This window comes from Nocardia sp. NPDC060249 (assembly GCF_042728755.1).
GTDB lineage: Bacteria > Actinomycetota > Actinomycetes > Mycobacteriales > Mycobacteriaceae > Nocardia.
This window is the reverse complement of sequence record NZ_JBHXAQ010000005.1, coordinates 79,669-99,574: the sequence shown is the minus strand read 5'-3', so window position 1 is coordinate 99,574 and position 19,906 is coordinate 79,669. Positions and strand designations below refer to the sequence as shown.

The following is a 19,906-nucleotide window of genomic DNA, read 5'->3' as shown; positions in this document are numbered from 1 at the left end:
TGAGGTACAAGGGTTTTGATTGGGGGTCCATGCCACAAGAGCAGCAGCCGGCCTGGACGAGACTGCCGTTGGCGCAGCGCTTCGCGAGCGCGCTGATCGATCTCGACGGAGTCGTCTATCACGGCACAACGCCCGTGGCCGGCGCCGTGGCCTGTATATGTTGGGGCTCAGCACGATTGGATAAAAGTCGGTCGCACATGATTGCCATCTATGCGGATCCGACCGGCGCCACCGGAGGCCGCGGCAAGGCACTCCCACCATCGGCGCCCAGTCATTTGCCCCACGAATCCGGATACGGCCAACGTCCACCCGACAACAAGCTCGCCGAAGCCATGCGCGACATCGCCGTCCTACCCAACGTCCTCGACACCAACCCGGTCAACAACGTCGCTTGCGGCAATCGATCGACCGCGGCACTCTTCCTGCGCCTCGGGGGCTGCGCGTCGGCGTGTCCCGGATCCGTGCAGGACCGAGCCGTCGGCACATCTCGCACGTGCGCGCCTGTGCTGCCTACCGGAGCAGCGGGCGTGCACCACCGGCGCCGGCGGGCTCCGAAGGCGATCTGTCATCAAGCAAGGTGAGAGGTAAGAACACGAGCGCTGTGACTCCGCCGTTGTCCGACTCGGTGAGTCGAACCTTGATCTCGTTGCGGCCGGCGAGGATCGAGACCACGATCAACCCCATGCGCGCATCGCTGGAAAGGTGCATGATGCCGAAATCCGGTGCGCTGTCGAGAATTCGATTGATTCGGTTCAGTTCCCGCCGGGACAGTCCCCGCCCTTGGTCGGCGACCTCGACGACGGCGCCACCTTCGACAAGTCCGCCCGAGACCGTGACGGGTGCGGTCGTGGATGAGAAGTAGGTGGCGTTCTCGACCAGCTCGGCAAGCAAGTGGATGATGTCGGCGACGACGCCGCCGTTGACCGAGACATCAGGGAAACGGTTGACTGTGACGCGCGTGTAGTCCTTGGACTCGGTGATCGCCCCCTGCACGACGTCGCTGAGCGGCACCGGATATCGCCACTGCCGTCCGGGACGTTCACCGCCGAGAATGATCAGGTTCTCGGCGTTGCGGCGTTCGCGAGTGGCCAGATGGTCGAGTTTGAACAGCAGCTCCATCTTGTCCGGGTCCTCCTCGTGAGCTTCCGCGGCGTCCAGAACTTCCAGCTGGCGAGACGCCATGGCTTGGCTGCGGTGTGCGAGGTTCAAGAAGATCGCGTTCACCGCGCCGCGGGTCCGGGCTTCGGCCATCGCCGCGGACACCGCCGCGCGCTGTGCGGTGTCGAAAGCCTGTGCCAACTGCCCGATTTCATCGTCACCGAAGTCGGATAGAGGTAGAGCCGAGGTCAGATCGATCGCCTCACCAGCACTGATCCGGGACATGATCGCAGGCAGCTCGGTGTCCGCGACGGCCAACGTGTGCAGTCGTAGGCGTCGGAGTCGTCGAACGAGTCCGCTCGCCAACCATGAGGTCAGAACGAAAGTCACGGCGGCGATGATCAGCGCTGCGAGCACGGTCAGGGCGGAGGTGCGCACGGCGTTGTCCGCGATGTCTGTCGCTCGCTGTTGGACACCGGCGAAGTTGGTGCGCCACAGCGTCAACAGGCCGTTCACCATCAGTCCCAGAATCTGCTGTGCCACCGCGGAATCGGTGGGCAGCGGTTCGGTGGGGTCGTCGCGGTCCGACGGGGCGGGGGCAGCGCCTCTGGCCACGACGGCGTTCTCGAATTCGACCAATTGTCTCCACTGTGGGCTGGAGGTCAGTTGCACGAGCCTCTGCCGGATGGTGGGATCGTCCTTGTGTGCCAGTGAGTCCAGGTCGGCGTGGTAGGCGCCGACCCTGGTGGCGAATGCTTGCAAGGCGGCCTGATCGAGTGCGGTCTCCGCGTCTGCGGCCGCGACGAGTGCGTGCACCGCGGAGATGGCGTCAGCTGTGCGCAGCAATGTCGCGGTCGTGGTCAAAGCGATAGCGCTGTTTACGTCGGGAGCTCTGGGGACCAACGCCTCGACCGCGAGCGTCCCGGTCGCGGTGAGCAGGCTGTATGCCTGGTACACCTCGTCGACTGTCGAGGTACCGCTGACGGTGCGCGCGCGCACGGCGCCGAGTCGGCGGACCGTGTCACGCAGCTGGTGAGCGGAATCGTCGAACGCTCCGGTGGTGAGTTCGCTGAGTGATGATGCGGCCTCCAGTAGTGCCGTGCCGGCGGCGTCGACGCGAAGGCGCTGGGCGTTGAGCTCGTCGGAGCCGAGTTCCGGCTGTGCGACGCGAACCATCGCGAATCGACGTTCCTGCAGCATGGCTTCACTGAAGTCCACCGCATGCGGCGCCACTAGGAGGATGAGTTCGGCCCACGCCCGGTTCTGTCGGTTCTCCTCGACGAGGTGCACGCCTACCGCGATCACCGCAGTAGCGAACACGATGCTCGGGATGAGCACGATGGCCATCACCCGTGCGCGAATTCCTGTCAGCGGATTCGATTTCGCCGGGCGCGCGGGAGGGTCGTGGCGGATCGGAGTGTGGGTCCGACCACCCCGTGTGCGTCGGAAGCGGGCGGCGCTAGCTCGTCGCGCGTTGGATTCCTTCCGTTCCAGCTGGTCTTTCATTGCCCACTCCCATCAGTTGATGAGAGAATCACATGCGATGCAAACATCAGTCAAGTGGCGTCGTGAGAGTGTCATGCCTGCGTCCCGGGTCGCAGGTCCGTGGGTTGGTCGGAGATCTCAGCTCCGTCGGCACCTCGGGGATCGGGGCAGGCGAGGACGACGGCGAGCCGTAGGCCGCCGAGTGGGCTCGTGATCAGTTCCGCCCGTCCGCCGTGTAGTTCGGCCTGCTGCGCGACCAGGGCGAGGCCGAGCCCCGATCCTTCGCGGGCCGCGCCGGAGCCCCGCCGGAATCGACCGAACACCACGTCGCGTTCGTTCTCGGGCAACCCGGTGCCGTTGTCGTCGACCGCCAGCAGGAATCCGTCACCGGTTCGGTGGACGGAGATCTCGATTCGGGTGGCGCGGCCGTGGCGGACCGCGTTCGTGATCGCGTTGTCGAGAATCAGGCGGATCCCGGCCGGGGAACAGTGGCAGTCCGCTCGTTGCTCGCCGGAGACGACCAGGTGGAGTTCCGGATGGGTCCGTGCCGCGTCCGCGACGGCCGAGTAGGCCAGCTCGACCAAGTCGGACGGTTCACTGATGTGGCGCGATGTCAGTTCACCGGCGGCGAGCAGTTCCAGCGCCACGAGCGTCGATTCGACCCGGCCGTGTTTTCGCAGCGCGTCGTCGAGGATCTGCGCGCGCTCGGTGGGCACCAGTTCGACATCCCGCGCGATCTCGATGTCCATGCGGATGGCGGTTAGCGGGGTTCGGAGCTCATGGGCGGCCGTGTTCGCGAACGTGCGCGCCGTCTCGAGAGCCGAGATCGTGCGCTGCTGCGCGGAGTCGATCCGCGCGAGCATCGACCGGACCGAGCCGGCGAGTCGATCGGCTTCCCGCACACGGAACCATCCTCTCGCCTCAGGCAATTCGTCACCGGCATCGATCCGGCGGGTCAGGTCGATGAGTGGCCGGATCGCCCGGCCGCCGAGTAGCCAGCCCAATCCCGATGCCACCGCGATCGCCGCCGCCCCGGCGAGCAGGACGTGCTGCCGCTGCTCCCGGGTCACCGATTCCGCCGCGGACAGTGGCGCGGCAACGGACACGAGGTGCGGGCCGATCGGCGACTGCTCCACCGTCATGGTCTTGACGCGGTAACCGGCATCGTCGAGCACCAGGGTCTGGTGCCCCTCGGGCAGCTCCGGCAGTCGCGTGGACGTGCTGGCGAGAACGGCGCCGTCCTGGTGCAAGGTGATGGCGGCGAAGCCGCCGTCGCGCACGCTGCCGATGAACAGTTGCGCGGTACCGACATTCGCTTCGACCAGGCCGGTGATGATGTCCAGTTGCTCGTCGACGTGCCTGATGTTGTTCCGCTCGATCGCGACGAACAGGAAGACGGCGAGCGCGCCGACGACGAGCGTCGTTCCCGTCGCCGCCGCCACCGCGACCCGCGTTCGCAGCGAGAGATTCCCCCTCACGGCCCTTCCTCCCGGAGGACGAAGCCGACCGCGCGCACCGTGTGCAGGAGGCGGGGCACGCCGTCGTCTTCGAGTTTGCGGCGAATGTGCCCCACGACGACATCCACGACATTGGTCTGCGGCCGAAAGTCGTAGCCCCACACCGTCTCCAGCAGCCGGTCGCGGGTCACGACCTCCCCGTGATGGGTGGCCAGGACACTGATCAGCTCGAATTCCCGCCGTGTCAGCGGAATCTCGCGGCCACGGACCGTCACCCGCAGCGCCGCGAACTCGACCCGCAACACCCCGATGGTCACCGAGTCCTGCGCGGTGCTCCAGCCACTGCCGCGGCGGCGCAGCAGCGCTCGCAACCGCGCGGTCAATTCGACGAAGTCGAACGGCTTGGTCAGGTAGTCGTCGGCGCCCAGCTCGAGCCCTTCGATCCGGTCCGATACCCGCGTGCGAGCGCTCACCACACAGATGGGCACGCCGTTGCCGAGTGCTCGCAGCGCGGTGATGAAGGCCAACCCGTCCAGTCCCGGCATCTCGATATCGAGCACCACCACGTCGGGCGTCTGCTCGCGGGTCACCGCCAGCGCGGCCGCGCCGTCGGCCGCGGTACACACCGCGAAGCCGTTGAGACGCAGACCACGTTCCAGCGATTCACGAACGTCGGCGTCGTCGTCGACGACTAGCACCAGCCCGCTCGCACCCGGGGCGGCGGAACCCTCGCGGGCGTCCACGGCGCGCGGCCGCACCGTTCGCGCCGTGGTTGCTACGTGCACCTGAATTCACTTCCTCTGCCGGTCGAAACGCTTCCTGTCGGAGGTTTACCGATTGCTTGAGAGTTCTCTGTCGACGATTGACTGATCAGTTGATCATCTGTGACGTTTTATACCACCAGGGCGCAGTTCCGCCGATGACGCCGGTCACGCTCCTGCCGACCTCCCAGAGACGAACGGAGCTAGACCGGTGCGGACGAACATGCATACCGCGGCCATCGCGTTGGCGGCCGGTGCGGCCATCGCGCTCACGACCGTGCCCGGCACGGTGCCGGGCAGCGCCGCCGCGGATCCGGGCTGCCCCGGTCTCACGGTCATCGCGATCCCTGGCACCTGGGAAACCGGCGAAGCCCGGCACACCCCAGGCCCCGGCATGCTCGCCGGCGTCACCGATGGCCTCCCCGCGAGCCAACAGGTCGCCTATGTCGACTATCCCGCGACGGCCTTCCCCTGGGAGGGCAAGGTCTACGGCGCCTCGCAGCGGGTCGCCGTCGACACCGCGCGCGAGATGATGCGTACCATCGCCGACCGCTGCTCCGGCACCGATTTCGCTCTGGTCGGCTACAGCCAGGGTGCCGACGCCGCCGGTGATCTGGCGGCGGAGATCGGCAGGGGCGGCGGGGTCGTGTCACCGGATCGCGTGCGAGCCGTCGGCCTGCTCTCCGATCCCCAGCGGTCGCGGACCGATGCCCAGGTCGGCCCGCCCGCCCGCGGCGTCGGCGTCCGGGGGCCACGTCCCGACGGGTTCGGCTCGATCACGGCTCGAGTCCGCACGATCTGCGCCGTCGGCGATCTGTACTGCTCGACCGACGACGAGGACTTCGTCATCGCCATCGCCGGCGCCCTGGCCGGAGTCTCCGCCGACCACCCCGACGATCTGCCCCGCTACCGCAGCAGAGCAGCGGAAATGCTGACCGCCCTGCGATCCGCCGACGACCAGGGCGAGCTCACCGAACAGGCCCGCGACGAACGCGCGCGTCAACTCGCGCACTTCTACGGATCCGGAACGCACATGTCCTACGGCAGCTACCCCGTCGACGGCCGGCACACCGCCGTCACCTGGCTGCACGACTGGCTGTCCGCGCTCGGCTGATCCGACACACAAGACCCTCCCCGGGAAATCTCCGCCACGAAGAAGGAACACAAATGCGCATCGAACACCTCACCGCCGTATCAGCGATCCTGATCGGCGCGCTGGCCGCCGGCACCGGGACGGCCTACGCCGGCCCGGCCGACGACCTGGGCGTCGTGAACTACACGACGACCACGACCGACACGTCCACGCTCGTCCAGATCGACGCGGGTTCGCTGGTCGTCGAGGACGGCGCCCTGAAGGTGAAGGCCCCGGACGGCAAGGTCCTCGCCGGAACCGAACTGAAGTTCCGCGTCGACGAATTCGTCTTCCCCATCGGAGCTGAGATCAACGAGCGGACTGCGACGCTCACTCCGCAGTTCACCCTGGACAAGGCCCACTATGAGCCGGTCGCCCTGCCCTACGAGGAGCAGGCCACCTGGAAGAACGACTACGACCGTGAGCGGGACGCCTGGGCCCGCATGACGAGCACGATCGGACTCGGCGCCTCGATCGGCGCCATGGTCGGCGGAATCGGCGGCGCGGCGGTCGGTTGCGTCATCGGCGGCGCGACCGGCGCGACACTGACCGGCGCGCTCGCGACCATGTTCAGTGGACTCCCGTCCGAGGTGCAGGGCTGCATCGCGGGTGTGGCGGCCGGTGGTTTCCTCGGCGTGCTGGCGGGGCAGTTGCTCATCGCCGCACCCGTGGCGATCTACGCCGCGGCCCAGTACTACACCACGATCAACCAGCCATCGGTGCAGAGCCAGCAGCAGGCGAAGTAGCGGTCGGAAAGCCGGGCGCGCGGTGGGCCCCGCGCGCCCGTGGCCTTCCACTTCGAGCTGAGCCTCCGCCCGGTGACCAGTATCGAACTGCCTCCGACAACCCATGAAAAGAGATGAAGCGTTGATAGCGCTCTCCCGAATGACATTGTGGCTTGCCCTGTTCTCCTTGCTCGCGTTTCTGCTCGTAGCGACACCTCGGTCGAACGCCGCGTTCGATCCGGCCGGCGTCGACTTCTGGGTCGACTCCGATATGGGCCGCGTCAAAACCCGCGTATTCCGCGCGGCCGACGGAAACACCCAGCGCGTGGTCTACGCCCTCGACGGAATGTGGGCACGTGAGGACCTCAACGGCTGGGAGATCGAAACCGAGGTCGCCAGGACACTGACCGAGAACAACATCAATGTCGTGCTGCCGGTCGGCGGACAATCCAGTTTCTATATGGATTGGGACCGCCCGTCGTACCTTCCGGAGGGCGCCGTATCCGAAATCGCTGGTGATTCCGCACCCGACGCCGGGCCGGGAAAGTCCTACACCTACACCTGGGAGACACTGTTGACCCGGATCCTGCCCGCCGCCCTGCACGAACGGCTCGGCCTGTCCCCGACCCGCAACGGTGTCATCGGACTCTCGATGGGTGGTAGCGCCGCGTTCGCGCTCGCCGCTCATCATCCCGCCCAGTTCAGCTATGCCGCGTCCCTGTCCGGATATCTGAACCCGTCGGCTCCGGGCATGCGCGCAGCGATCTCGGCCGCCATGGTCAAGGCTGGTGGGTACAACATCTCGTGCATGATCAGCTCGCCGACCTCCGACAAATGGCAGTGGATGGATCCCATGTTCCTCGCCCCCGCTCTCATCCGGAACGGGACCGAGCTGTGGGTGTCGGCCGCCAACGGCGTGCCGTCCGAGGCCGGGGAGCCCAGCAAGCAGGCCGCGGAAGGCTCGGCACTCGAGACGCTGTCCCTGACCAACTCGCGGTCGTTCCAGACACGCATGAAATCACTGGGCGCCACCACCGTGACCTACGACTTCCCCTCCTCGGGTATCCACGCCTGGACGTATTGGGAAGCCCAGGTCGTGAAGATGCTGCCCGTCCTGTCCGGCGCCATCGGCTGAGCCGGCCCTTCGCGCCGCCACCCCACGCCACGAGCCGTACAAGCATCGGTACTGAATATCCGATCAGTTATGATTGCCGCGGCAACTCGAGGTGGAGGGCAGATGACAGCCGAGCAGACCACACCCACGCGGACCGATCGTCGCCGGGAACGCACGCGCAATGCGCTGCTCGGCGCTGCGCGGAAGTTCTTGTCCGAGGGCAAGTCATCGGTCAGCATCAAGGAGATCACCGACGCCGCGGACGTCGGTTTCGGCTCCTTCTACAACCACTTCGACTCCAAAGAACAGCTCTTCGACGAGGCCGTGCGGTCCGCGCTGAACGTCTACAGCACGTTGCGCGACCAGGTCGTGGCTCGCTACGACGACCCGGCCGAGGTCTTCGCGGTCAGCTTCCGGCTGACCGGACGGCTACAGCGCCGGCTTCCCGAGATGGTGCGCGTCGTCCTGCATTCCGGCATGGGGGTCATGCTGCGCGACGAGGGGCTCGCGCCCCGTGCCCGTCAGGACATCGTGGCCGCGCAGGAGGCGGGGCGCTTCGAACCGATGGATCCCGATCTGGCCGTCATGGCAGCGGGCGGAACGTTGCTGGGACTGCTGCAACTGCTCGACGCCGATCCGGATGTGGACGCGGCGGCACTCGCCGACGACATGGCGTATCGAGCCCTGCGCATGTTCGGCGTGAACAAGCGAACCGCGCAGCGCCTCAGCTCCGGACCACTCCCCCAGCTGCCCGCCGACCCCGATCTGCCCCTCGGGGCAGGCGAGTAGACCCACACCTGGCTGGGACGGATACGGACAGGTGTCACCGGTTCGGGTCGAACTCTTCGGTTCCGAGCACGAGGCGCAGTCCGGAAATCCCGGAATGCGCTCGCGCATAAGCGAGCTCGCGGTTGATGTCGCCGACATTGTTGATGATGGGCAACCCGAGCCCCAATGTCGAGAGCGTGCCCACCGCCCGTCCTTCGGCGTCGAGGAACGCGCTTCCGCTGTCACCCGGGATGCCGGGGGTCGGCGATTTCAGGGCGTGAGTCCAACCGTCGAGTGAGCTGTCATCGGCCAAGCTCTCCCCTCGCTGCGGCGACAGGCCGGGGAGGCCACCCCGGAGTCTCGAGTTGCCATAGCTGTAGACGTGTTCCCCCTCGGGTGTGCCGGTGGCGTTGAGACCGGTGGGACCGCCCCAGTACGGCACGCTCGGATTGACCTGATCGACGAGGCCGGGGTCGATCTCGATCAGCGCGAAGTCGTTGTACGCGCAGGCATTCGGGTCCGCTTCGCCGAGTTGCCGCATCGTCAGCCAGCTGCTGTAGGCCAGCCGACCGGTGCCGATGGTGGTGCCCTCGGACCGGAGTGAGCCACGGCGGGTGAATTCGACCGCGGTGCCCAGCGGCTGACTGGTGGCCGTACATCCGTCGGTTTCGGTGGATCCGCCCGTTCCGGCGCAGTGCGCGGACTGGCCGAGATAGACCCGGCCGCTGTCGTCGACGAACACGTAGTTCGTCGTGCACTGCCCGCCTCCGTGCGTGTTCGCTTGGATCCCGGGGGTCAGGACAGCCGAACCGGCGGCCGCCCACCGATGACCGGCATCGTCCGGGGTGACCACCTCCGCCGCGATGGGACTCGTCGTCCGGGGCGACGTCGCGACCGTGGAGCTCGCACCGGACTCCTGCGATCCTCCCGGTACGCCGATTCCACACCCGGAGATCAACAGTGACGCGTAGCACATGACTCCGATCACAGGCAGGGCGCTACGCGCTGCAGGTTCGACATCTCGACCCGGTCCCTTCTGCCCGGTGCGGGACATGGAGCAGCGCGCCGACCGGGCGATAGCTTATGACTGTTTCATCAATAATGATGGTCAGTTCTATAAACTGCAACGACGCCGCACCGAGAGTGACGGGAGTCATCCCGATCCGAGCCCGACGCTCCGGGTGTATTTGATGATTTCATCACCAGATTATTGCGATGCTTCTATCATTTGTGATCGCATCATCATTTCTCGTAGCGCGAAGGGACCCGTTCATGCTGGGCAGAAAGAAGGCCGGGTTCCACTGGCTGTGCGTCGCGGGCGGAGCAGCCGCCCTCACCCTCGGCGGTTGCTCCGCCCTGCCGACATCGACGCCTCCCACCAAGATCACCGCGGATTTCGAGAACATCGCGGGCATGTACGAGGGCAACGAGATCATGGTCCTCGGCCTCGCGGTCGGCAAGGTTGACAAGATCGTCCCCAAGGGCACCTACGTCGAGGTCCACATGACCGTTGACGCAGGCATCGAGATCCCGAAAGACGCCATCGCGGCGATCATCTCGCCATCGATCGTCACCGACCGCCACATCGAGATCACCCCGCCCTACACCGGCGGCGACACCCTCGAATCCGGCGATCACCTGCCGCTCGCGCGGACCAGGACCCCGGTCGAGCTGGACACGATGATCAAGACCATCGACCAGTTCGCAGCCTCGCTCGAGCCCGAGGAAGGCCAGGAGGGTCTCGGCCCGCTCTCAGGCCGGGCGCTCTACCCGGTGCTCAACGGCAACGGCCAGAAGATCCGCGAAACCCTCGACGCGCTCTCAGGTGCTTTGAAGGTCGGTGTCGACAACAAGGACGCCATCGCCAACATCATCATCAAGCTCAACGAGCTCACGACGATGCTGGCCGACAACGACCAGTCGGTGCGCGACTTCAGCGACCGGATGACCGCCATGTCGGGGCTACTAGCCGAGCAGGCGCCCGGCCTGCAGGCAACACTGGACCAGCTCAACGCCTTCCTGGCCAACACCAGCATCGCATTCGCCGGGCACCAGGACGAGCTCGCCGCCTCACTCGCCGGTTTGACCAATGTCACCAACCAACTACGCGCGAACTCCGGCGCGCTCACCGAGATCGTTGACCTCACTCCGCTGCTCATGGAGAACATCGACCGCACGATGGACAAAGACGGAAGGTACTTCCGCCAGAACGTGCTGATCGGAACCGCCCTGTCGGGCGAGATCATCAGCGTCTTCTGCGAGCGGATCCAGATGCGCGCGGACGGCTGCCGCACCGGCAACATGCAGGACTTCGGTCCCGACTACGGACTCACGGCCGCCCTGCTGGGGCTGACGAAGTAGCCCGCACCCGGCGCGAAGCTGCTGACATTTTCATCACTATAGATAGAATGTCGTCGTAACTGATACTATCATCACATAAGTGCCGATGGTGTGGCCGCAGATCTCTCCACCATGAACGGAAGGACCCGATGAACGCGGACCGAATCGACGTGCATCAGCACATGATCCCGCCGGTCTATCGCGACGCGCTGCGCCGCCACGGCATCACCGCCCCGGGTGGCCGGGATCTGCCGGACTGGTCGCCGGACTCGGCTCTGAGCCTGATGACGACTGCGAGGATCGGCTCGGCGATTCTGTCGGTGTCGACACCCGGAACCACCTTCCTTACCGATCCCGCCGAGGCTACGACGCTCGCCCAGGCCCTCAACGACTACTCCTCCGAGATCTCGGCCGCCCACCCGGGACAGCTCGGATTCATGGCCACCTTGCCCATGCCCGACGTGCGAGCGTCCCGGCTGGAAGCCGAACGAGCCCTCGATGCTCTCGGCGCCGACGGAGTGGTGCTGCTCGGGAACTCCGCCGGGGTTTATCTCGGCGCCGAGGGCCAGGACGAACTCTTCCGCGCGCTCGACGACCGTTGCGCGGTCGTTCTGGTACACCCGGCGGATCTTCCCGGCGAGTCGGTTCCCGGAATCCTGCCCTTTGCCGCGGACTTCCTCCTCGACACGACCCGGGCCGCCTACCTGTTGGTGCGCAACGGGATTCGACGTCGGTACCCGAACATCAAGTTCATCCTGTCGCACGGTGGTGGTTTCGTGCCCTACGCGGCCCACCGTCTGGCGCTCACCATTTTCAGCGAAACCGGCGTGAGCCCGGCCGACCCGATCGACGAGTTCGCCGGGTTCCACTTCGACACCGCGTTGTCCTCGAGCGCGTCGGCGCTGCCGAGCCTGCTGTCGTTCGCCCGGCCGGGCCACGTCCTCTACGGCAGCGACTGGCCGTTCGCCCCTGATCCGGCGGTGCTCTACTTCGGCGGCGGCCTCGACGCCTACGCGGGTCTCGACGACACCCAGCGCCGTGCCGTCGAGCGCGTCAACGCACTCACCCTGTTCCCCCGTTTCGGTGCCGCCCCGGCCATCGCACCGTCGACGCCGGTGCTGAACCGGATTCGGAGCACGATTCGGCGCCAAGCCTTCCGTGGCATCGCACGGGCGATCGGTCCACGAGCGTAGCCCGGAGGAAGGTTCGATGACAGCCGAACCCACTACCCGGAATCGGGTCGACCGTCGACGGGCACGCACGCGCAACGCGCTGCTGGCCGCGGCGACCGCACTGCTGGCCGGGGGGCGGACCGCTGTCAGCATCCAGGAGATCACCGATGCCGCCGATGTCGGATTCGGGTCGTTCTACAACCATTTCTCCTCGAAGGACGAGCTGTTCGAGGAAGCCGTCCGCGCGGTGCTGAATACCTACGGCGTGCTGCGCGATGGCGTGGTCGCGGCATACGCGGATCCGGCGGAGGTGTTCGCGGTGAGTTTCCGGATGACGGGCCGCATGCAGCGCGACTTTCCCGAAGGCGTCCGCGTGATCCTGCACTCGGGCACATCGATCCTCGTTCGCGACGAGGGCCTCGCTCCCCGGGCGCGACGCGATATCGCGGCCGCGCAGCAGGCGGGCAGGTTCGACCCGATGGATATCGAGATGGCCATGATGGCTGCTGGTGGGGCGCTCCTCGGGCTACTCCAGCTACTGGATCGCACGCCCGACGCCGATGCCGGGGAGCTGACCGATCAGGTGACCAGCCGGGTGCTGCGCATGTTCGGGATGTCCAAGGAGGCCGCCGAGAGGCTGGCTACGAATCCGCTGCCCCGTGATCTGCCGAAGCCCCTCGGGTAACCACCAGCATTGCCATGTTCGTCAGGAGCTCGATCAGGCTCGACGGCGGCAGCTCGGGGACGCACGACAGGCCTTCGCGCGCGACAGCGTTGACCGTCGCGGTCAGCAGCCCGACGGTGTCGTCGGCCGGATGTGAACCTCTCGCCGTCAGGAAACTCCCGATGTGTCCCGCCCATCGGTGGGCGTGCGCGCGGCACTGCTGTTGCGCGAGTTCACCGACACCACTCACCTCGAGCAGGGCGAACCTGGCGCCGTACGGCTCACTCTCGATCGCGGCGAAATAGGCGATCAGAGCGGCGCGCAGTGCGACGACCGGTTCGACGGGTCCGGTCTGGTCCGCGAGCGCGCGTGCCACCGCGACGGCCGCCCTGTCCTGGATCTGGGCATAGGCCGCGACGAGCACCTCGTCGAGAGTGTGGAATTCCTCGTAGAACTGCCGCTTCGACAGCGACGCCGACGCACAGATATCGCTGAGCGAGCAGCCGAAACAGCCGCGCTCCGCGCAGACGCGGGTGGCCGCGTCGAGGAACTGACGCCGTCGTCGCGCCTTGCGCGTCGCGATGGTCTGGCCGCCGTACCGCCTGACATCGGCGGCGGTCGTGGCACACCCGTGTTCCGACTCGTGGGGACGGCGGTCCCGGCCTCCTGTGACAAAGGCCGGGACCGCGTCACCTTCCGGTCCGCGCGAGCCGGAAGTCTCAGTGATCACCGACCAGGTCGAGCGCGATATCGGCGATCATGTCTTCCTGTCCGCCGACAAGCCCTCGCCGACCGGCGACGGTGAGCAGCGTGCGCACGTCCACGCCGTAGGTGGCCGAGGCGTTCTCCGCGTGGCGCAGGAAGCTCGAGTAGACACCCGCGTAGCCGAGCGTCAGCGTCTCGCGGTCGACCTGGACGGGCCGATCCATCAGCGGACGCACCAAGTCGTCGGCCGCGTCGGTCAGCTGATCGAGATTCGCGCCGTGTTCCCAGCCGGTCAGGTCGGCGACCGCGACGAACGCTTCGAGCGGAGTGTTGCCCGCCCCGGCGCCGAGTCCGGCCAGGGACGCGTCGACACGGGTCACCCCCTCCTCCACGGCGACGACACTGTTCGCCACCGACAGCGAGAGGTTCTGGTGGGCGTGGATGCCGATCTCGGTGCCGGTTTCGAGCACGTTCCGATAGGCCCGGACGCGGTCGCGGACACCATTCATGGTGAGCCGCCCGCCGGAGTCGGTGACGTAGACGCAGTGCGCGCCATAGGTTTCCATGAGTTTCGCCTGGTCGGCCAAACCCTCCGGGCTGTTCATGTGACTCATCATCAAGAAGCCGGACACGTCCATGCCGAGTTCGCGCGCGTAGGCGATGTGCTGGGCGGAGATGTCGGCCTCGGTGCAGTGGGTGGCCACCCGGACCGAGCGCACGCCGAGATCGAACGCTCGGCGCAGGTCCTCGATGGTGCCGATGCCGGGCAGGAGCAGGGTCGTCAGCCGGGCGTACTGCACCGCGCCCGCGGCGGCTTCGAGCCATTCCCAGTCGGTGTGGCTGCCCGGCCCGTAGTTGAGGCTGCCGCCGTGCAGCCCGTCACCGTGGGCGACCTCGATCGCGTCCACGCCCGCGGCATCGAGCGCGGCGGCGATCCGGGCCACCGTGGCGGGATCGATGCGGTGCCGCAGTGCGTGCATCCCATCGCGCAGGGTGACGTCCTGCAGGAAGATTTCGGGGCTCATCGGACGCTCTCCTTCGTGGATGCCGCGATCCGCTCCGCGACGCGCACGGCGGCCGAGGTCATGATGTCGAGATTTCCGGCATAGGCCGGCAGGTAGTGCGCGGCACCCTCGACCTCGAGGAAGACGCTGACCTGGTGGGTGACCGGAGTGTCTCCGACGAGGGTGCGCAGGGACGCTCCGGCTTCGACGGGCGTGATCTGCACACCCTGCTTCAACCGGTAGCCCGGCACATACGCGGCGACGTCGGCCACCATGGCCAGGATCGACTCCTTGATCTGCGCGTGGACCTCAGTGTCGGCGGTGTCGATGAGCGCCAACACGGTGTCGCGCATGATCAGCGGCGGTTCCGCGGGGTTGAGCACGATGATCGCGCGTCCGCGCTGGGCGCCGCCCACCGCGGCGATCGCGGTCGAGGTGGTCTCGGTGAACTCGTCGATATTGGCTCGGGTACCGGGGCCGGCTGACTTCGACGCGATCGAGGCGACGATCTCGGCGTAGGGCACCGCGGTGACCCGGGCGATGGCCGCGACCACCGGAATGGTGGCCTGACCACCGCAGGTGACCATGTTGACGTTGTCGGCCGTCACGTGCTCGTCGAGGTTCACCGCCGGAACGACGAACGGGCCGATCGCGGCGGGAGTCAGATCGATCAGGCGTTTGCCGAAGGAGGCGAGGGCGGCGGCGTTGGCCTTGTGCGCGCCCGCCGAGGTGGCGTCGAAAACGATCTCGATGTCATCGAAATCCGGTAGCCCGATCAGACCCTCGACACCATCGTAGGTGGTCTGCACACCCAACCGGCCGGCGCGGGCGAGCCCGTCGGAGTCCGGGTCGATGCCGACCATGGCGGCCATCTCGAGTGTTTCGGACAGGCGCAAGACTTTGATCATCAGGTCGGTGCCGATATTGCCCGATCCGATGACGGCGACTTTGGTGCGGCTCATCGCTGTTCCTCCAGGGTGAAGTCGACGGTGCCGAGCGGCCCCGAACGCTGTGTCAGTTCGGCGTGGACCCGCGCGCCGGGCACCAGCGGCGCCATCGGACCCAGCGCGCCGGACAGCACGATCTCGCCCGCGCGCAGCGGATCTCCCAGCGCCTGGGCGGTGCGCGCGAGCCAAGCCAGCGCCAGCAGGGGGTCGCCGAGGCAGTCCGCGCCTTTTCCGCGCGAGACGATCTCGCCATCGATGCGCATGGCCATCGTGATCTCACGCGGTTCGAAGTCATCGAGACAGAGCCGCTGTTCGCCCAGCACGAACCAGCCGCTCGAGGCGTTGTCGGCCACGGTGTCACCGAAGGTGATGTCCCAGCCAGCGATCCGGCTGTCCACGATCTCGAGTGCGGGTGCGGCGTAGTCGACCGCGCCGCGCACCGAGATGGGATCGAGGTCGTCACCGGTCAGGTCGGCGCCGAGGACGAAGGCGAGTTCGGCCTCGATCTTGGGCTGCAGCAGTCTCGGCCGCTGCGACAGTGGCGTCGTGCCCGCGTCCATGTCGTGGAAGAGCACGCCGAAGTCGGGCTGGTCGACACCGAGCTGACGTTGCACCGCCGTGGAGGTCAATCCGATCTTGTGCCCGACGACGCGGGCGCCCTCGTCGATCCGTCGGCGAGTGCCCAGCCTCTGCACCGCGTAGGCCAGGTCCACGTCGTCGGCGCCGATCAGGTCGCGCACCGCGGCCACGGGCACGCCCAGCTGCGTCGCGGTCGCCAGTCGTTCGGCGGCGGCGAGGACGGCGGGCAGTTCGCTGATGGTCGTGGTCATCGGGCTTGCTCCAGGGGGCTCGGCGCGGCGGACGCCACGATGCGCAGGGGGCTGTGGTTCGCGGTCAACATCGCGGGCGTGACGGCGAGGCGGGCCAGCAGTGCGGTGACCAGCTCGCTCGCGTCGGATTTCGCGCTGATCCCGAACACGTATCGGTCCGGGCGGAGCAGGACCGTGCCACCCTGGGCGACAACGGCTTTGGCGAACCACCGGGCCATGTCCCCGGTGTAATCCTCGACGTCGGCGTAGTCGGTGGCGGCGACCCGGGCGTCGCCTGGCTCGCCCTGCGGACGGCCACCGGTCGCGTACACGGTCACGAACTGCGTGCCGAGTATCTGCAAGGCATTGCGCTGGGCGACACTGAGTCCCTCGCGCGGATCGACACCGTAGCCGACGACGGCGAAGCCGAGGCCGAGCGCTTCGTCGAGGCGCTGGTGGCGGCCGTCGAAGGTGCGGATCTCCGGCTGTGGTGCCAGCGTGCCTTCGACGCCGCGCGCCCACTTGCGCGGGAGCCCGAAGTAGGCACCGCGCTTGAACCGCGGGGACGGCTTCATCTTCGCCTCCCGGATCCAGGTGTTGAGTCCGGGGACCTTCAGCGCGGTGGCCAGGGCGACATCGCGGGCACCCGCGGCGAGCTTGTTGTCGATCGAGACGAGGCTCTTGTTCAGCACCGACAGATCGATCATCGCCTTGGCGTGGGGCCGCCGCTCGGTCTCGTAGGTGTCGAGGAGATCGAGACTCGCACCGTGCTGGATGATGGCGCCGAGCTTCCAGGACAGGTTGTCGGCGTCGCGGACACCGGCGTTCATGCCCTGGCCGATGAATTGGGGCGTCATGTGCGCGGCGTCGCCGGCGAGCAGGACGCGTCCCTCACGCCACTGGTCGGCGACCACGGCGTTGAAGGTGTAGACCAGTTTGCGCAGAACCTGCACTTCGTCGGGATCGACGTAGTGGGCAATGAGACTGCGGACCCGTTCGGGGTCCTCCATCTCCTCTTTGCTCTGCTCATCGTCGAGCATGAACTCGAATCGGTGGTGTCCACCGGGTTGCGGACACGACACCGTCGGCAGCTCGGGGTCACAGACGAAATTGAAGTACGGCAGATGCCGGAACGCGTCGACACCGTCGTTGGCGAGCAGATCGATCACGAGCCAGCGTTCGGGGAAGCTCGTTCCGGTCATATCGATTCCCAGTTGCGTGCGTACTACACTGCGGCCGCCGTCGCAGCCGACGAGGAACTTCGCCCGTACCTCTTCCGAGGTGGCCGCATCGGTGTCCGCGGCGTGTTTGCCGTACCCGGTGCCCCGGCATTCGGCATGCCGCACGAGCACACCGTCGGCGTCCTGATCGAAGCCGAGGACCTCCCGGCCGCGACGAACCGTCACGTGCGGGTAGCGGTCGAGGGCGTTCTCGAGCGTGTTCTCCAGGTAGGGCTGGTACAGGAAGTTGGCCACCGGCCAGCCCAGCGGGCGCGAGGCCTGGTTGAACTGGGCGAGCACCGAGCCGTCGCGGCGCACCCACTGCACGGTGCAGTCGAGGTTCATCTGCGCCGAGGCTTCGTCGGCGACACCGGCGGTCTGGAAGATCCGCATGCCTTCGTCGTCGGTGTACACCGCCCGCGCCAAGCCGTAGAACTCCGGCTCGCGCTCGAGTACCAGGACCCGCACGCCGCGACGGCCTAGCAGGTTCGCCAGGGTCAGCCCGGTGGGCCCCAGTCCGACGACTACCACGTCGTAGTCGAACGATGTCATCGCGCCATGCCTCCGGTGAGTTGGGGAACAGTGATCTCAGGGGTTCGCAGGGTCCGAACGACCTGCCGGAACTGCGTGAACTTGTCCAGCACGGTCTCGCCGACCGGGGTGTGACCCCAGATGCTGATGCCCTGGTAGCTGGTCGGCTCCCACGTCGATTCGCGTTCGGGGCCGAACACGATCGGATTCCAGCCGACCTCGAGTTCGAATCCGGACGGGGTGACGCAGTAGAAGGACAGCTCACGATCATTGGTGTGCTGGCCGACCGACCAGGCCATCCGGAAGCCGAGATCGGTGACCCGCCCGTAGGCGGCCAGCACGTCATCGAGCGAGCCCGACTGAATATTGATGTGCTGCACCCGAGTTCGGACCGGGTCGATCTTCACGCCGCGGATGTTGGCGATCGCGATCGAGTGGTGCCGCTCGTTCACCCGCAGGAACCGGATCTTGAGCTTGAGGCCGGAGACGTTCTCGTCGATGTAGTCGCTGAGCCGGGAGTCGAAGACCGTCTCGTAGTAGCCCCGCAGTGATTCCGGTTCCCTCGACACGATCGCGACATGTCCCATGCCGGCTTCGCCGGTCACCCACCCGGAGCTGAGCATGCGCAGCGGCTCGGGCGTGGTCACCGGGACGGTGAAGATCTCCTGCCGGATCCCCTTGGGGCCGGGGAACCGCCACAGACGCTCCACACCGCGGCGGGCCGCGTCCTCGGCACTGCCTTCGGAGATCGGCACGCCGCGATCGGACACCCGCGCGATGATCCGGTCGAAGGTTTCGTGATCGTCGACCTGCCAGCCGACGGCCGTCACGTCCTCCTGCGGACCCTGCTCCACCAGGAACCGGCACGCGTGATCGTCGAGGCGGAACCGCAGCGTGGAGCTGTCGACGTCGTCAGCGTGCATGCCGATCGCGTCGACGCCGAAGCGACGCCACTCGCCCAGCCGCGCCGACTCCACGACGACGTAGCCCAGGTGCACCGCCCCGAAGACCGACCCGTCGCCGGGTACGAGGCCGCTCATCGCTCGGCCCTCAGGTACGCGATCGCGAGGGTGTTGAACAGTTCGGCCCGCTCCCACTGCGCCCAGTGCCCGGTGCGCGCGACCAGGTAGAGGTCGCAGTTGGGCATGGTCTCGGCGAGCATCCTGCCCCCGGACGGCCGGTTGACCTTGTCGTCCTCGCCCCACACCACCAGCGTGGGGTGCGCCACCTCGCTCAGGCGCGCATCCCGGGTGAAGTCCATCCGCCAGAGCGTGCGCAGGGCGAACAGGCCCGAGGGCCGGCGCAGCGGCGGGCTGGCGACGACCTCGGGGTCGATGCTGGCCCGGTAGCGCTCCTCGATCACTTCGTCCGGCACCGTCGCACCGTCGTACACCAGGAACTCACGGATGAAGCGGATGATCTTCTCGCGGCTCGGGCCACTGCCGGGGTAATACGCGAGGAGCTCCTGCAGCCCCTTGGTCGGCAGGGCACGCGTGGAACCGACGCCGCCGGGTCCCATCAGGATCAGGCGGCCGACCTTGTCGGGGCGGTCCATCGCCAGCCGCAGTGCCGCCGCCCCGCCGTAGGAGTTGCCGATCAGGTGTGCCGAATCGATCTGCAAGGCGTCGAGGAACTCGCCGAGCACGCGTGCCAGGTAGCCGAAGGGATCGGATTGGTCGATGTACTTCGACGACCGGCCGTAGCCCGGCATGTCCAGCACGAGCACCCGGAAATGCTCCGCCAGCGCCTCGATGTTGCGCGAGTAGTTCGACAGCCCGGTCGCGCCGGGGCCACCGCCGTGCAGCAGCACGACCGCGGGGCCGGACCCGAACTCGGTGAAGTAGATCTCGCGGTTGCCGACCTGGACCGTGCGCCCGGTGTCGACTCCCTTGTCGATGCTTGTCACGATGTACCTCCCAGTGAAGTTGATAATATCATCACCTTCGATCGAATCCACGTCAAGTGTTTCTGATG

The 19,906-nt window shown here is 67.1% G+C and carries 18 protein-coding genes; 7 read left to right on the top strand and 11 right to left on the bottom strand.

All coding sequences use genetic code 11. The features are described from left to right. Window positions 1-510 precede the first annotated feature (510 nt). From ACFWFP_RS19800 to ACFWFP_RS19790, 3 genes are all read right to left on the bottom strand, one after another. The gene (locus ACFWFP_RS19800; protein WP_379297025.1) at window positions 511-2,445 is read right to left on the bottom strand and encodes a nitrate- and nitrite sensing domain-containing protein; all 1,935 of its coding nucleotides are present in this window, start codon (window positions 2,443-2,445) and stop codon (window positions 511-513) included. Between the two features lie 230 nt (window positions 2,446-2,675). Beyond that, window positions 2,676-4,061 carry a sensor histidine kinase gene (locus ACFWFP_RS19795; protein ID WP_379297023.1) on the bottom strand — a complete coding sequence of 462 codons (1,386 nt, stop codon included), beginning with the start codon at window positions 4,059-4,061 and terminating at the stop codon, window positions 2,676-2,678. After that, window positions 4,058-4,783, bottom strand: coding sequence for a response regulator transcription factor (locus ACFWFP_RS19790; RefSeq protein ID WP_378868188.1), 726 nt, complete (start codon window positions 4,781-4,783; stop codon window positions 4,058-4,060). The genes ACFWFP_RS19795 and ACFWFP_RS19790 overlap by 4 nt, the downstream gene beginning before the upstream one ends. Before the next feature lie 229 nt (window positions 4,784-5,012). Between ACFWFP_RS19790 and ACFWFP_RS19785 the strand changes: the two genes are divergently transcribed. The 4 genes from ACFWFP_RS19785 (at window position 5,013) to ACFWFP_RS19770 (ending at window position 8,561) form a co-directional block, all read left to right on the top strand. Further along, complete coding sequence (locus tag ACFWFP_RS19785; protein WP_379297021.1) at window positions 5,013-5,915, top strand: cutinase family protein; 903 nt, start codon at window positions 5,013-5,015, stop codon at window positions 5,913-5,915. A gap of 53 nt (window positions 5,916-5,968) precedes the next feature. Then, window positions 5,969-6,679, top strand: coding sequence for a hypothetical protein (locus tag ACFWFP_RS19780; protein WP_379297019.1), 711 nt, complete (start codon window positions 5,969-5,971; stop codon window positions 6,677-6,679). A gap of 139 nt (window positions 6,680-6,818) precedes the next feature. Then, window positions 6,819-7,793, top strand: a complete 975-nt coding sequence (locus ACFWFP_RS19775; protein WP_379297017.1) for an alpha/beta hydrolase — start codon at window positions 6,819-6,821, stop codon at window positions 7,791-7,793. 102 nt (window positions 7,794-7,895) lie between these two features. Continuing rightward, window positions 7,896-8,561 (top strand): TetR/AcrR family transcriptional regulator, encoded by a 666-nt coding sequence (locus ACFWFP_RS19770; RefSeq protein WP_379297015.1) that lies wholly within the window; start codon window positions 7,896-7,898, stop codon window positions 8,559-8,561. A gap of 34 nt (window positions 8,562-8,595) precedes the next feature. Here ACFWFP_RS19770 and ACFWFP_RS19765 read toward each other — a convergent pair whose 3' ends face one another. After that, complete coding sequence (locus tag ACFWFP_RS19765) at window positions 8,596-9,516, bottom strand: hypothetical protein (RefSeq protein WP_379297013.1); 921 nt, start codon at window positions 9,514-9,516, stop codon at window positions 8,596-8,598. Between the two features lie 296 nt (window positions 9,517-9,812). Between ACFWFP_RS19765 and ACFWFP_RS19760 the strand changes: the two genes are divergently transcribed. The 3 genes from ACFWFP_RS19760 (at window position 9,813) to ACFWFP_RS19750 (ending at window position 12,737) form a co-directional block, all read left to right on the top strand. After that, window positions 9,813-10,901 carry an MCE family protein gene (locus tag ACFWFP_RS19760; protein WP_379297011.1) on the top strand — a complete coding sequence of 363 codons (1,089 nt, stop codon included), beginning with the start codon at window positions 9,813-9,815 and terminating at the stop codon, window positions 10,899-10,901. 128 nt (window positions 10,902-11,029) lie between these two features. Next, window positions 11,030-12,073, top strand: coding sequence for an amidohydrolase family protein (locus tag ACFWFP_RS19755; RefSeq protein ID WP_379297009.1), 1,044 nt, complete (start codon window positions 11,030-11,032; stop codon window positions 12,071-12,073). A 16-nt stretch (window positions 12,074-12,089) separates the two neighbouring features. Then, the gene (locus ACFWFP_RS19750) at window positions 12,090-12,737 is read left to right on the top strand and encodes a TetR/AcrR family transcriptional regulator (RefSeq protein WP_379297007.1); all 648 of its coding nucleotides are present in this window, start codon (window positions 12,090-12,092) and stop codon (window positions 12,735-12,737) included. Here the strand turns inward: ACFWFP_RS19750 and ACFWFP_RS19745 are convergent. From ACFWFP_RS19745 to ACFWFP_RS19715, 7 genes are read right to left on the bottom strand one after another with little or no spacing between them, the layout of a single operon-like run. Then, window positions 12,694-13,446, bottom strand: coding sequence for a TetR/AcrR family transcriptional regulator (locus ACFWFP_RS19745; protein WP_379297005.1), 753 nt, complete (start codon window positions 13,444-13,446; stop codon window positions 12,694-12,696). The two genes, ACFWFP_RS19750 and ACFWFP_RS19745, sit on opposite strands and share 44 nt — an antisense overlap. Continuing rightward, entirely contained in the window at window positions 13,436-14,446 is a 1,011-nt protein-coding gene (gene dmpG / locus ACFWFP_RS19740; protein ID WP_379297004.1) for a 4-hydroxy-2-oxovalerate aldolase, read from the bottom strand. The genes ACFWFP_RS19745 and dmpG overlap by 11 nt, the downstream gene beginning before the upstream one ends. Then, window positions 14,443-15,387, bottom strand: a complete 945-nt coding sequence (locus ACFWFP_RS19735) for an acetaldehyde dehydrogenase (acetylating) (protein WP_379297002.1) — start codon at window positions 15,385-15,387, stop codon at window positions 14,443-14,445. Before ACFWFP_RS19735 ends, dmpG begins: the two co-directional genes overlap by 4 nt. Beyond that, window positions 15,384-16,202 carry a 2-keto-4-pentenoate hydratase gene (locus tag ACFWFP_RS19730; protein WP_379297001.1) on the bottom strand — a complete coding sequence of 273 codons (819 nt, stop codon included), beginning with the start codon at window positions 16,200-16,202 and terminating at the stop codon, window positions 15,384-15,386. Before ACFWFP_RS19730 ends, ACFWFP_RS19735 begins: the two co-directional genes overlap by 4 nt. Then, window positions 16,199-17,953, bottom strand: coding sequence for a bifunctional 3-(3-hydroxy-phenyl)propionate/3-hydroxycinnamic acid hydroxylase (locus tag ACFWFP_RS19725; protein WP_379296999.1), 1,755 nt, complete (start codon window positions 17,951-17,953; stop codon window positions 16,199-16,201). Before ACFWFP_RS19725 ends, ACFWFP_RS19730 begins: the two co-directional genes overlap by 4 nt. Next, window positions 17,950-18,972, bottom strand: coding sequence for a VOC family protein (locus ACFWFP_RS19720; RefSeq protein ID WP_379296998.1), 1,023 nt, complete (start codon window positions 18,970-18,972; stop codon window positions 17,950-17,952). The genes ACFWFP_RS19725 and ACFWFP_RS19720 overlap by 4 nt, the downstream gene beginning before the upstream one ends. Further along, window positions 18,969-19,829, bottom strand: coding sequence for an alpha/beta fold hydrolase (locus tag ACFWFP_RS19715; RefSeq protein ID WP_379297683.1), 861 nt, complete (start codon window positions 19,827-19,829; stop codon window positions 18,969-18,971). The genes ACFWFP_RS19720 and ACFWFP_RS19715 overlap by 4 nt, the downstream gene beginning before the upstream one ends. Between the last annotated feature and the right edge of the window lie 77 nt (window positions 19,830-19,906).